Genomic DNA, 13087 nt, shown 5'->3' on the forward strand with positions numbered 1-13087 from the left:
TCACTCCGTGCTGTGCGGTTTTCGCAAAAGTACTTTGTTCATACTCCCATTTTACGCAACGAATGATCAACCCATACTGCACCGCATCGGACCGGCATGTCGCCTGGCGCCGTGTTTATGAACGAAAGGTGTAGATCCACATGAGACTGTTACTTCTTCCGCTGGTGATCCTCGCCGGCATGGGCTTGTCGGTGGAGGCCGGGTTGCTCGGTCCCCTCGGGCAGCAGGTCGGCCATCTCTGGGCGACCCTGAGCATTTTCGGTGTCGGCAGCGCGATCCTGTTCCTGCTGTTGCTGTTCAGCGGCCCGCAGCAGGGCCCGGCGCTGGCGCATCTGCCGCGCTGGCAACTGCTCGGCGGCTTTCTCGGCCCGCTGTACGTGGTGGTGCTGACCCTGGCCACCCCCTATATCGGCATTGCCATGACGATGATCGCGATTCTTTCCGGCCAGGTCGGCAAAAGCGTGCTGATCGACCATTTCGGCTGGTTCGGCACCCCGCGCAAGCGGGTCAATATCGAACGCTGGATGGCCCTGCTGCTGATCGTGGCGGCTCTTGTACTGATTGCGCGAGGTTGATGATGAGTCAGGTATTTCTGTTGGTGCTGGTCGTGGTGGCCGGCGCGGTGTTGAGTATCCAGGCGGCGATCAACGGGCGCCTGGGGCAGGCGGTCGGAGTCTTGCGCAGCAGCTTGCTGACCTTTGTGGTCGGGGCGGTCGTCACCGGGCTGTTGATTCTGTTCTTCGAGCCGGAACAACCCATGAGCCTGTTGCAAGTGCCCAAGTGGCAACTGGCCGGCGCGCTGTTCGGAGTGGTGTACATGATGGTGATGGTCGGTGCGGTGCCCCGGGTCGGTACGGCGGTGGCCACCGTGGCGGTGATTGTCGGGCAGTTGGGCATGGGCATGCTGATCGACAACTTCGGCTGGCTGGGCAACCCGGCCATCGAGTTGTCCAGCGGACGGATCCTGGCGATGTTGTGCCTGGCACTGGCATTGTTCTTCATGTATCGAAGTAATCGGGCGGCCTAGATAATCAGCAACTTCTCTAGTGCCTGATAATATCCCTGGAGATATATAACACCTGTCGCCGGACTTTTATTCGACGGAAAATAACTATGAGTTTCATGGGTATTTTCAATCACTCCGATAGTTCCGCCGTATTAGTATGCCAGCGCAGTAACCCTTGGTGCCGGGCGCAATTGGCGCACGACAGGCAAGTTACCGCCCCAGTATATAGATACTGTCCCCTGGATAATTCGGAGCATGTATGAAGTCATATCGTTGGTTGGCCCTTGCAGGTGCACTTGCGTTCAACTATGCCCAGGCCGCTACCCTTGAAGTCCCGATGAACCTGGTGAGTGCCGACAAGGCCCCGGTGGCCATTGGCAGTGTCACCATCAGCGAGACCGAATACGGCCTGCTGTTCACCCCCAACCTCAAGGGCTTGCCGGCCGGTATCCATGGCTTCCACGTGCATGAAAACGGCAGTTGCGAGGCCGGAGTGAAGGACGGCGTCAAGGTCGCCGGGCTGGCTGCCGGCGGTCATTTCGATCCGGAAAAGACCGGCAAGCACCTGGGGCCGTACGGCAAGGGGCACCTGGGCGATCTGCCGGCGTTGTACGTGACTGCCGAGGGGGTCGCGAACTATCCGGTTCTGGCGCCGCGCCTGCAGAAGATCTCGCAGATCAAGGGCCACGCCCTGATGTTCCATGAAGGCGGCGACAACCACATGGATATGCCGATGCCCCTGGGCGGTGGCGGCGCGCGCATGGCTTGCGGTGTCATCTGACGGCTGATCGTTCCCATGCTCTGCGTGGGAACGATCGATCTTTTGCGGAAACAATCTCGACAGAGCCCGCCATTGTCCGTTTGCAGTGACGTTTTTCCTCTTTCCTGAACCGCGCCTGACGCAAAAGGTGCGCGGGATTTGCAGACCAGCGCCCAGGTTACATACTCACGGGCGAGCGTCTTGCGGCCATCCGGCTCTTGCGCACCTGACTACGCGGAGTTTCGAATGGCCTTGCCGGACCACACCCTGGCGCTGCAACCGCTCTCAAGAACACGCCAGCTCATGACCCTCGGTTGCGTGGTGGTCCTCACGGGGATCGGCGCCGGCCTGGGCGGCATGCTGCTGGCGATGTTGCTGCACGGGATCCAGCACATGGCGTATGGCTATGGCCAGGACAGCCTGACCAGCCATGAAACCTTCCTGATCGGCGTGAGCAGCGCCTCCCCCGAGCGACGGGTGCTGGTACTGGCGCTTTGCGGGCTGGTCGCCGGCCTGGGCTGGTGGGCGGTCTATCGTTTCGGTCTCCCCCTGGTGAGCATCAAGCGGGCGGTTGCCCCGGCCGCACCGGATATGCCGGTGAACACCACGCTGGCCCACGCGCTTCTGCAAATCATCACCGTGGCCCTGGGCTCGCCCCTGGGGCGGGAGGTCGCGCCCCGGGAAGTCGGTGCGCTGGTGGGGGCCTGGCTATCGCGCAAGGCCCGGCTGCCGGCCGATAGCCACCGGCTGATGATCGCCTGTGGTGCCGGAGCCGGGCTGGCAGCGGTGTACAACGTGCCGCTGGGTGGGGCGGTCTTCGTTCTTGAAGTGCTGCTCGCAAGCTTCAGCTGGCCGGCGGCGATCATGGCCCTGGCGACCTCGGCGATCGGCGCCGGTGTCGCCTGGATCGGCCTCGGCGCACAGGCGCAGTACGTGGTACCGGCGTTGCCGCTGACCCCGGGATTGCTGGCCTGGTCGCTGATCGCCGGGCCGTTGCTCGGCCTCGCCGCCCACGGTTTCGTGCGCCTGACCGGGCGGGCACGGGCGACGGCGGCCCGTGGTTGGCGCTTGCCGGTACTGTCGTTGATCAACTTCACCCTGATCGGCTGTATCGCGATCTATCTGCCCCAGGTGCTCGGTAACGGCAAGGGTCCGGCACAGCTGGGCTTCGACAGTGAGTTGACGATAGGGCTGGCTGCGCTGTTGCTGGTGGTCAAGGTGCTGATCACCAGCAGCAGCCTGCGGGCCGGTGCCGAAGGCGGCCTGCTCACCCCCGGACTGGCTATCGGCGCACTGCTGGCGATCATTCTCGGCGGCTTGTGGAGCCTGGCCTGGCCCGGCATTCCGCTGGGGGCCTTCGCCATCGTCGGGGCAGCGGCGTTCCTTGCCGCGTCCATGAGCATGCCGCTCACCGCCATTGTGCTGGTGGCCGAATTCACCCGCATCGACCATGACTTCCTGGTGCCGATCATTCTCGCGGTGGTCGGCTCGGTGTGCATGAGCCGCCTGTGCGAGCTCCTCGGCCAGCCGAAACGCTGACAGGCCTTCATCCCGCCCCTTTATTCCCGGCCACGACCTGACGGACGTGCACACCTCGTGCTGCATGGGTGTTGTTTGCAATCGGTATTATTTATATGTTCAGCGTATTGACTATTCGTTCAGCCTGTAAATAGTATTGCATCTTATTCGTAAAAATCACGATCAACGATTCAGGGAGGAAGCGGTGCAATGTGGCAGTCGTTAAAGGGTAGAACCGCTCTGGGCCTGGTCTATGGCGCCATTTTGAGCCCGGGCCTGGGCGGGTCGTCGGCGATGGCCGAGGAGCCCCCGCAAGCCACCCTGGAATTGCAAAGCATCACCGTGACCGCCCGCAAGCGCGAGGAAACCGAGCAGCAGGTCCCGGTCAGCATGAGCGTGATCACGCCGGAACAGGCCAGGAGCATCGCCCCGGCGTCGAGCAATGCCGATCTGGCGCGGCAGGTGCCCAACTTCAACTACATGGAGTCCGGCGGCCAGTACAGCAACTCCGGCAATATCCGTGGGGTCGGCTCGTTTTCGCCGTTGTCGGCCGATGACACCTCCATCGTGTTCAACGTCGACGAAGTGCCAGTATCCGCCTATGGCGTGCCACCGGCCCTGCTCGATATCGAACGGGTCGAGGTATTGCGCGGTCCGCAAGGCACCCTGTACGGGCGCAATACCCAGGGTGGCGCGATCAACGTGGTGCCCAATCGCCCGTCCTTCGAGCACGAGGGGTCGGTTCGGGTCGAAGGTGGCAGTCGCGGGTACGCCCTGGGCGAACTGATCAGTAACGAGGCCTTGAGCGATAACGTTGCCGGCCGCCTGGCGATGCGCTACAGCGAGCAGGGCGGCGACATCGCCAATCGCGCGTCCGGCGGTAAGGATGGGGCGAGCCAGATCAGTGCCCTGCGTGGTTCGCTGCTGTTCGTGCCCAACGACGACACGCGCGCATTGCTGACCTTTTCCTACAATCAGAACGACGATGACGCCCCGCGTTTCATCCTGCGCAGCGGACGTACGCCGGACAGCGGCCTGAATCCGCGCAATGACTTCAGCCGGGAAAGCTCGGCGGTCAATCTGCGGGTGACCCACGATCTGGACTGGGCACAGTTGACGTCATTGTCGAGCATCCAGTATTCGACTTTCCGCCAGCGCATGGACATGGTCGACAGCGTGCTGTATTCGGCGCTGACCGGTCTCCCGCAAGCGGCCTTCAACGGCGATACCGATCGTTACCGCGGCACCTTGCGCGATATCGCCTACCTGCAGGAATTCCGCCTCGCTTCGCTGGAAGACAGCTATGTGCAGTGGGTGACCGGGGTCAACCTCTGGCATTCGCAATTCACCGCCCATACCGACGGCGAAGCCTTTACCCAGCCGCGTTTCGCCGTGTTCAGCGGCCAGCAGAAAAACGACTTCAGCACCGACAGCTATTCGCTGTTCGGCGAGGCGACGGTGCCGCTGACCGAGCGTCTCAAGGCGACCCTCGGCCTGCGCGGCACCCACGAGGGCAAAGAGGCCTCCTATCGCTACAGCGGTGGCGACCTGGGTACCGTCAGCCAGTACCGCCAGAATGCCTCGATGTCGGATAACTTCCTGACCGGCCGTGGCAGCCTCAGTTACGACTGGTCCGACAGTTTCATGACCTATGTCAGCGTCGGTCGCGGCGTGGTGGGAGCGGACTATTCCTGGAATTCCTCGAACATCCCCTTTGGTCGCGACGAGCAGTCCTTCGAGGCATCGAAAAGCTGGACCTACGAGCTGGGGTTCAAGAGCCTGTGGTGGGAGGATCGGCTGTCGGTCAACGGCGCGTTGTTCTACAACGACGTCAAGGACGGTCATCTGTACGTCTACAACGGGGTCAACTACCAACCGGTGACCGTGGACTATGACTCGGCGGGTGCCGAACTGGAGGCGCGGCTCAAGCTGACCGAGCGTCTGAGCGTGAATGCCGGCGCCGGTTATACCCACGCCGAACTGAAGAACGTCCAGGCCTCGGTCACGGCCTTGACCCGTGGCGCCACGAGCGGCAACCAGGTGCCCAATGTGCCGGAATATTCGGCCAACCTGGGGCTCGACTACCGGGTGCCGGCCGAACAATGGGGTGTACCGCTGAGCGGCGAACTCTATGGCAGCGTGGACTATCACTACCTCGACAAGCGCGCGGCGGACGTCGCCAACTCCTTCTACCTCGGCTCCTACGACCTGACCAATGCCCGCGTCGGCTGGCAGAACAAGGACTACGGCGTCTATCTGTTCGGCAACAACCTGTTCGACCGCCGCTACGAAGCCATGGGGGCCTACTACAGCCCGACCGTCCAGGCGGTGAAGATCGGCACCGGACGAACCGTCGGCGTCGGCCTGACGGCGAATTTCTGAGGGCAATGACGATGTCTGAAGAACTCACCCCCGTGGCGGTCGGCAAGCTGGCCGGTCATCGCGAGTACTGGCGCCTGCTGCCGCGAATCGGCTTGTTGTACCTGGCCTTCGGCATTCTCTTCGGCCTCGTCCAGGGCGGCCTGCCTCCCTTGCTGCGGGCCCAGGGGCTGGACCTGGGAAGGATGGGCTGGCTGTTCCTGCTGCTGTTGCCCTTTGGCATGACCTTTCTCTGGGCGCCCTGGGTGGATCGCTGGCGCTGGCCCTGGCATGAGCACCGTACCGGCTGGATCCTGACCATGCAGGGGCTGGCGATCATCGCCGTGGTGGTGATCGGCGTCGGCGAACATCTGCCGCCGGTGGCGTTGCTCGCCGTTGGCCTGGTGGTGGCCTTTGCCGCCGCGACCATGGACCTGGCCCTCGACGCCCTGGTGACCGAAACCACGCCGGCCAATAGCCGGGCCCTGGCCGGGGCGATGAAGGTCGGTGCGTTGAGCATCGGTGCAATGACCGGCGGCGGGGTATTCGTGATGCTCTTCGAGCGTCTGGGTTGGCAGAGCATTTTTCTCGCCGTGGCCGGACTGCTGGTGCTGACCACCTTGCCGATCCTGCGCTGGCGTCCCACTGCCAGCCAGGGGCATCAGTCCGAACCTTCCGCCAGCCTGCTGCGCGCCCTTGCGCAACCGATGATGCGCCGACGCCTGTTGCTGCTGTCGCTGGTGTCGAGCGTATTGATCAGCCTGTTCAGCCTCAACCGCGTGATGCTGATCGATCTGGGCGTGCCCCTGGAAACCGTCGGCTCGGTGGTCGGGTTGTTGGCGCCGCTGTGCGGCCTGCTTGCCGCCGTGCTGGCGCCGTGGATGCTGCGGCAACTGGGCACCCGTACCTGCCTCGCGACGTTCTGCGTCCTCGGCATGCTGGCCGTGGTCCTGCTGTTGCTGGGGTCCTGGCAAAGCCGGCATGAAGTCGCCTTGCTGGGAGCCATCAGCATCAACCTCGGGGTCAGCGGCCTGTACGTGGTGATCTGCGCGGTGATCCTCGGCTGGGCCAACAGCCGCCAGGCCGCCACCGACTATGCCGCGCTCTACGGCATCAGCCGCCTGATCGCGCTGATCGTCCTGATGACACTGATGCAAGGCCTGACCCGCCTGGGCTGGCCGGTGTTCTATGGCCTCGGCCTGCTGGCATTGCCGCTGGCCGTGAGCGTGCTGGGTCGCACCTTGCGGGAGCCCCCCGACGGCAGCTGAACGCTATTCAACGGCACTTGACTGACTTGATAACAGGAGGTTTCAAAGTGACATATGCCAAGCGAGAGTTCCCATCCGTCGATGCCGATGGCGCGACGTCATTATTCGAGCAACTGAGCCAGGAAGTGGCCGGCCTGCTCGACCTCGGTGTCGAGGACCTGGACCCGCAACGCTCGCTGATCGAATACGGTCTCGAGTCGATCAAGCTGATGCGCCTGCAGACCCGGATGGCCGCCAGGGGCATCAAGTTGCCGGGATTGGGCCGCCTGCTTGAACAACCGACCCTTGAGGCCTGGGCCGCGCAAGCAAAACCGGGCAAGCCACGCGCGCCCTTGGCTTCGGTGGCAAAGGCAGAGCCTGGCGCGGCCTTTGGCCTGACGCCGGTACAACAGGCGTACTGGATCGGTCGCCAGGATGACCAGAGCCTCGGCGGCGTGGGTTGCCACCTGTATGCGGAGTTCGACGGTTGCGGAGTCGATGCCCAGCGCCTGGAACAAGCGATGTTCCAGCTGTTGCAGCGCCACCCGATGCTGCGGGCCCGCTTCCTGGCCAGCGGCGAACAGCAGGTCTTGCCTCGCAGTCCCTGGGCCGGGTTGGTCCGGCATGATTGGCGTGACGCTGATCAGGCAACCACCGCGCAAGGCCTGCACGCCCTGCGTGAGCGCCTGTCGCACCGTCGGTTGCGAGTCGAGGAGGGCGAGGTCTGTGACCTGCAACTGAGCCTGTGGGGCGAAGGGCGCAGTCGTATTCACCTGAACCTCGACCTGCTGGTCGCCGATGTCCTGAGTTTCGAGATTTTCCTCCACGACCTGGCGATGTTCTACGTCGGTCGCGGCGAGGCACTGCCGACGCTGCATACTGGTTTTGCCGACTACCTGAAGGTCGATGAGCAACAGCGTGCCGCGGCCCTGGCTTCGTCACGGGACTACTGGCGCCAGCGCATCGCCGATCTGCCGGGCGGTCCCGCGCTGCCCCTGGCCCGCCAGCCGGAACAGTTGACGCGGACGCGCTTCGTGCGTCGCGCCTTTACCCTGGATAACGCCTCCCTGGCCAAGCTGCAACGGCAAAGCCGCGAGGCCGGCCTCACCGTTGCCAGCGTCCTGGCCAGTGCTTTCGCCCAGGTCCTGGGTCGCTGGAGCGGCGACGGCCATTTTGTCCTGAACCTGCCGTTGTTCGATCGCCAGGAGCAGGCGCCGGATGTGGCGCACATGATCGCCGACTTCACCAACCTGACCCTGCTGGAAGTGGATGTCAGCCAGCCCCTGGGTTTTGTCGAACAGGCTCGCCGCCTGCAACGGCAACTGCACAGCGACTTGCAGCACAACGCCTGGTCCGGGCTGGAAGTCCTGCGGGAAATGGCCCATGAAACCCGGCGCAGTGCTCCCGTGGTCTTCGCCTGCAACCTGGACAAACCGATGCCGGCGCCGCTGTTTCGCGAGGAACTGGGCGACCTCGGCTGGTCGGTCTCGCAGACGCCGCAAGTGTGGCTCGATCACCAGACCTACCCGCTGGCGGACGGCCTGATGCTGAACTGGGACGCGGTCGACGAACTGTTTCCCGAAGGGCTGCTGGACGAGATGTTCGCCTGTTATCGCCAGGCCATCGAATGGCTGTGCGCGCAGGACTGGGAGCAACCGTTGCCCTTGCCGTTGCCGCCGCGCCAGTTGCTCGAGCGCGAGCAGGTCAACGCCACCGCCACCGAAGTACCGCGGGGCGTGCTGTACCAGCCCTGGCTGCGCTGGGTGAGGGAGACGCCAGAAGCGCCGGCGCTGCTCGGCGATTCGGTGTGCCTGAGCCACGCTGAACTGTTCGAAGTGGCCTCGCACATCGCCAGCCATCTGGTGGCGGCCGGGGTGGTGGCCGGGGACCGAGTCATGGTCTGCCTGGACAAGGGGCCGGCACAGATCGCCGCGACCCTGGCGGTACTGCTGGCCGGTGGCGTGTATGTGCCGGTGGCGGCCGATGGCCCGCTGGAGCGGCTACGCCTGATCTACCAGGACTGTTCCGCCCGTGCCGTGCTGATCGAGCGCAATGGCCCTGAGCGCGACTGGCCGTTCCCGACCGTCGCGGTGGACCTGTCGACCCGCGCAGCCGCCGGGTTGTCGCCCGAGGTGGGCCTGGGCCGCGACGAGGAACTGGCCTATATCATCTATACCTCGGGTTCCACCGGCCAGCCCAAGGGGGTGATGATCGATCATCGCGGGGCCTTGAATACCGTGCTGGACATCAACCGCCGCTGGCAGGTCGAGTCCCGTGATCGGATCTTCTGCCTGTCCTCCCTGAGCTTCGACCTGTCGGTCTACGACATTTTCGGGGCCCTGGCGGCGGGGGCCGCCCTGGTGCTGCCCGCGGCCGACAGCCTGCGCGAACCCCGCCACTGGATCGCCAGCCTGCAACGCCATGGCGTGACCCTGTGGAACTCGGTGCCGGCCTTGTTCGACATGCTGCTGACCGAATTGCAGGGGCAGGGCGAGCGCTTGCCGGCCGCCCTGCGCCTGGCCTTGCTGTCCGGCGACTGGGTGCCCCTGGATCTGCCGGCCCGGGCCAGTGCCTGCGGCCCGCAACTGACCCTGGTGGCGCTGGGCGGTGCCACCGAGGCGTCGATCTGGTCCAACTGGTTTGAAGTTCGGCAGGTGGACCCGTGCTGGGCCTCGATCCCCTACGGCTATCCCCTGACCAATCAGTATTATCGGGTGCTCGACAGCCAGGGGCGTGACTGCCCGGAAGGCGTCAAGGGCGACCTGTACATCGGTGGTGTCGGCGTCGCCCAGGGCTACTGGAACAACCCCGAGCGCACGGCGCTGCAATTCAGTCGCGACCCGCAAGGCGGCGCGCGTTTCTATCGCACCGGTGACCTGGCGCGTTACACCGCGGGTGCCCGCCTGGAGTTTCTCGGGCGCAAGGACTTCCAGGTCAAGATCAAGGGTCACCGTATCGAGTTGGGCGAGATCGAGTCGGTACTCGCCCGCCAGCCCGGGATTCGTGGCAGCGCGGTGGATGTCCAGGAAGACAGCGCCGGCAGCCGTCAACTGGTGGCTTATGTAACCCTGGACCAGGCGTTGCTGCGGGAGGGCCGGGATTCTGTCGGCTGCCTGCGGGAAGTGCCCGCGGATATCGACAGCCGTTGGTACGCCACTGTCGAGGCCGGTCAGGGCGAAGTCGTCGAGGCGTTGGCCGAGCTTGACCTGCAACGCTTCAATGCTTTCTGGCACGACATCGAACAACTGGCCGCGCTCGGCATGGCCAAGACCCTGGCCGAAGCCGGACTGTTCACCGAAGAAGGCATGACCCACAGTCGTGCGGTCATCCAGGAACGCCTGCAGGCCTTGCCGCGTTATGCCAAGCTGCTGGGGCAATGGTTGGAAACCCTGGCCGCCGACGGTTTTCTGCAACCGGCTGGAGAGGGGGCGTACACCGCGCGGCGGGCGTTGGGCGTGCAAGCGTTCGAGTCAGCCTGGGCCGACCTCGCCGATATCACCATGCTCGGCGACCATGCGGAGCAGGTACTGGCCTATATCCGCCGCAGCATCGACGGCCACCTGGCGCTGTTTCGCGGGACCCTCGACCCGCTGGAAATCTACTTTCCGGACGGCTCCACCCAGGTCGCCGAAGGTATCTACCGATTCAATCCGGTCAATGCCTTCCTCAACCGGATTGCCGCGCAACTGGTGGCGCACCTGGCGGCCAACAGCACTTGCACCCTGAATATCCTCGAAGTCGGCGCCGGTACCGGCGGCACCAGCGAGTCGTTGTTCGCGGCCCTGGAAGGTCACGATGTGCGTTACCGCTTTACCGATCTGTCGGACTTCTTCCTCGAACGTGCCCGGCAACGCTTCGCACGGTGGGATTTCATCGATTACGCCCACTTCGATATCAACGACGAGCCCGAGCCCCAGGGCGTGCGCCTGGGCTCCCAGGACCTGATCGTCGCGGTCAATGTCTTGCACGATGCGCGCAACCTGGCCAACACCCTGGCGTCGTTGCGCCAGATCCTGCGGCCCGGCGGGCAGTTGCTGGTGATCGAAGCGACGCGTAACTGTCGCCTGCAGATGGTCAGCATCGGTTTTATCGAAGGCATGAGTGACTACGACGACTGGCGTGTCGAAAACAATCTGCCGTTCCTGTCATTGCCGCAATGGGACGCCGAGTTGCAGGGCAGCGGGTTCGCCCGCCGACAGGTGTTCCCCGAGGCGGGCAGCGCGGCGGCCGTGATTGCCCAGCATGTGCTGCTGGCCCAGAACCTCGAGCCGAGCGGCCAGCTCGATAGCGAGCGGCTGCGCCGGCAACTGGCGCGACACTTGCCCGACTACATGCTGCCGGGGCACTGGGTCACCTTGCGGCGCCTGCCGTTGAGCGGCAATGGCAAGGTCGACCGTGGACGCTTGCCTGGCCTGATGCTCGGAGAGAAGAGCGATGCCCGCGACTACGAGCCGCCCCGGCCCGGACTGGAAACCCAGGTGGCCGATCTTTGGGCGCAGTTGCTCAAGCGCGAGCGGGTGGGGCGTCGCTGCGATTTCTTTGCCCTGGGCGGCGACAGCCTGCTGGCCACGCGCCTGATGGCGTCCTTGCGTCAGCAACTGGGCTGTGTGGTTCATCTGCGGGATCTGTTCCAGCACCCGCAACTGCAGGATTTTGTCGCCGTGCTGGGGCAGCCCCGGGGTGAACAGCCGCTGGTGATGCTCAATCGCCCGGTGGGTGGCGTCAATGTGGTCTGCCTGCCCACCGCCGATGGCGAGTGCGAAGCCTACCGCCAACTGGCCGCGCGCCTGGACGGACAGTTGACCCTGGTCGGCCTGCGGGACCCTGGCGGCCGTTGCGGCAGTGACTTGCCCATGGCGCTGCACGACTTCATCGAGACGCTCAAGGCACTGCCCGGGCCGTTCCTGCTGCTGGGTTGGTCGGTGGCGGCGAAGCTGGCCACGGCGCTGGCGGCGGAGATGGAACGCGGCGGTCAACCGGTGGCGGGGCTGATGTTGCTCGATCCACTGTCCGGAAGCTGTTTCGAGGAGGATGGCGAGGTGCAGCCGGCGCGTTTCTTCGGCCTGGCACCGATGCCCGAACAGGCGTTGTACCAGCAGGCGCGCCAGGCCGGGCGGATTCCCCCGGGCCTCGAGCTGCCGGCATTCGACAGCCTGGTGCAGCGCTGTCGCACGCTGCACGCCGGCCTGGGACGTTATCAGGCTCCGCGTCTGGCCGCCCCCGTGCACATCCTGCAAAGCGCGGCCAGTCCGCAGTGCTGGGCGGAACCGCTGCGGGACTGGCAGGTGCTGCTGGACCAGGCGCCGAGGCCACAGGTGCTGTGGACATTGCACTGGGAGTTGTTGAGCGACCCGGAGTCACTGGCCGTCATCGGTGAGACGTTGCTCGCACTGTCACGCGACTGATCCGGAGAAACCTCATGAGTCTGACTTTCGAAGCGCTGGGTGGCCAGTCGCTCAGCCCCGTGCATCTGCTGATTTTTCCCCACGCCGGTGGACAGCCGGCGGCCTACCGGCCATTGGCCGAGCATCTGGGGCGGCGTGTGCAGGTCTGCGCGATGCTTTATCCCGGGCGTGGGCGGCGGATGTCCGAGCCTCTGCCGACGGCGATCGCCGACCTGGCCGAAGAGGCGCTGACGGCCATTCCCCGTGACCAGGCACTGGTATTGCTGGGGCACAGCATGGGTGGCTTCGTCGCTCATGCGCTGGCTGGACTGCTCTGTGCGCAGGGCCGTCCGCCGGCACGCTTGCTGCTGTCGTCGGTGCGCGCACCGCACCGGGCCGCCCATCGACCGCTGGCCGGTTGTTCGGACGAGGATTTTGTCTCGGCACTGCTGGAGCTGGGCGGCATTGATCCGCGACTGCTGCGTGATGTCGAGGCACGGGAGCTGTTCCTGCCGATCCTGCGCGCCGACTTCGCCCTGGCCGAGACCTACTACGCCCGCCCGGCGACCCCCCTGACGTGTGCCGTCAGCCTGTGGCACGGACAGGACGACCAGCACGTGCCGCTGGCCGACCTGCAGCGATGGCAGGACTGGACGAGCATCGACGAACTCCGGCAACAGCCCGGCGGGCATTTCCACCTGCTGCAACAGCCTGGCGCATTTGCCGCCAGCCTGGCGCCGCTCCTGGCCGGGCCGGTCGGCCCGATCAGCGCCTGACCCCCACTTCATGCAACGCTCATCTTCAACAGAGATCA

Annotated in this window: 8 protein-coding genes; all 8 read left to right on the forward strand. The window is 64.8% G+C overall.

The genetic code is table 11. The features are described 5' to 3' along the window. Positions 1-140 precede the first annotated feature (140 nt). The 8 genes from KI243_RS15770 to KI243_RS15805 all read left to right on the forward strand — a co-directional run bounded on the left by KI243_RS15770 (position 141) and on the right by KI243_RS15805 (position 13049). Positions 141-575: a DMT family transporter gene (locus KI243_RS15770; protein WP_042934538.1), complete on the forward strand. Its 435-nt coding sequence runs from the start codon at positions 141-143 to the stop codon at positions 573-575. 2 nt (positions 576-577) lie between these two features. Continuing rightward, the gene (locus tag KI243_RS15775; RefSeq protein ID WP_042934545.1) at positions 578-1027 is read left to right on the forward strand and encodes a DMT family transporter; all 450 of its coding nucleotides are present in this window, start codon (positions 578-580) and stop codon (positions 1025-1027) included. Positions 1028-1265: 238 nt separating this feature from the next. Beyond that, positions 1266-1787 (forward strand): superoxide dismutase family protein, encoded by a 522-nt coding sequence (sodC, locus tag KI243_RS15780; RefSeq protein ID WP_042934540.1) that lies wholly within the window; start codon positions 1266-1268, stop codon positions 1785-1787. A gap of 282 nt (positions 1788-2069) precedes the next feature. Further along, on the forward strand, positions 2070-3305 hold the full coding sequence (locus tag KI243_RS15785) for a chloride channel protein (protein ID WP_244861900.1): 1236 nt from the start codon (positions 2070-2072) through the stop codon (positions 3303-3305). Positions 3306-3494: 189 nt separating this feature from the next. Then, positions 3495-5666 carry a TonB-dependent receptor gene (locus tag KI243_RS15790; protein WP_212811130.1) on the forward strand — a complete coding sequence of 724 codons (2172 nt, stop codon included), beginning with the start codon at positions 3495-3497 and terminating at the stop codon, positions 5664-5666. 11 nt (positions 5667-5677) lie between these two features. Continuing rightward, the gene (locus KI243_RS15795; RefSeq protein ID WP_212811131.1) at positions 5678-6910 is read left to right on the forward strand and encodes an MFS transporter; all 1233 of its coding nucleotides are present in this window, start codon (positions 5678-5680) and stop codon (positions 6908-6910) included. A gap of 47 nt (positions 6911-6957) precedes the next feature. Continuing rightward, complete coding sequence (locus KI243_RS15800; RefSeq protein ID WP_212811132.1) at positions 6958-12294, forward strand: non-ribosomal peptide synthetase; 5337 nt, start codon at positions 6958-6960, stop codon at positions 12292-12294. Positions 12295-12308: 14 nt separating this feature from the next. After that, positions 12309-13049, forward strand: a complete 741-nt coding sequence (locus KI243_RS15805) for an alpha/beta fold hydrolase (RefSeq protein WP_212811133.1) — start codon at positions 12309-12311, stop codon at positions 13047-13049. Positions 13050-13087 lie beyond the last annotated feature (38 nt).

The organism is Pseudomonas sp. Ost2, from assembly GCF_018326065.1.
Classification (GTDB): Bacteria; Pseudomonadota; Gammaproteobacteria; order Pseudomonadales; family Pseudomonadaceae; genus Aquipseudomonas; species Aquipseudomonas gingeri.

Bases quoted from the DNA above. Each gene is read 5' to 3' on its own strand.
- KI243_RS15775 (WP_042934545.1), top strand. From the start codon at position 578: ATGAGTCAGGTATTTCTGTTGGTGCTGGTCGTGGTGGCCGGCGCGGTG.
- KI243_RS15795 (WP_212811131.1), top strand. From the start codon at position 5,678: ATGTCTGAAGAACTCACCCCCGTGGCGGTCGGCAAGCTGGCCGGTCAT.
- KI243_RS15770 (WP_042934538.1), top strand. From the start codon at position 141: ATGAGACTGTTACTTCTTCCGCTGGTGATCCTCGCCGGCATGGGCTTG.
- KI243_RS15805 (WP_212811133.1), top strand. From the start codon at position 12,309: ATGAGTCTGACTTTCGAAGCGCTGGGTGGCCAGTCGCTCAGCCCCGTG.
- KI243_RS15785 (WP_244861900.1), top strand. From the start codon at position 2,070: ATGACCCTCGGTTGCGTGGTGGTCCTCACGGGGATCGGCGCCGGCCTG.
- sodC (WP_042934540.1), top strand. From the start codon at position 1,266: ATGAAGTCATATCGTTGGTTGGCCCTTGCAGGTGCACTTGCGTTCAAC.
- KI243_RS15790 (WP_212811130.1), top strand. From the start codon at position 3,495: ATGTGGCAGTCGTTAAAGGGTAGAACCGCTCTGGGCCTGGTCTATGGC.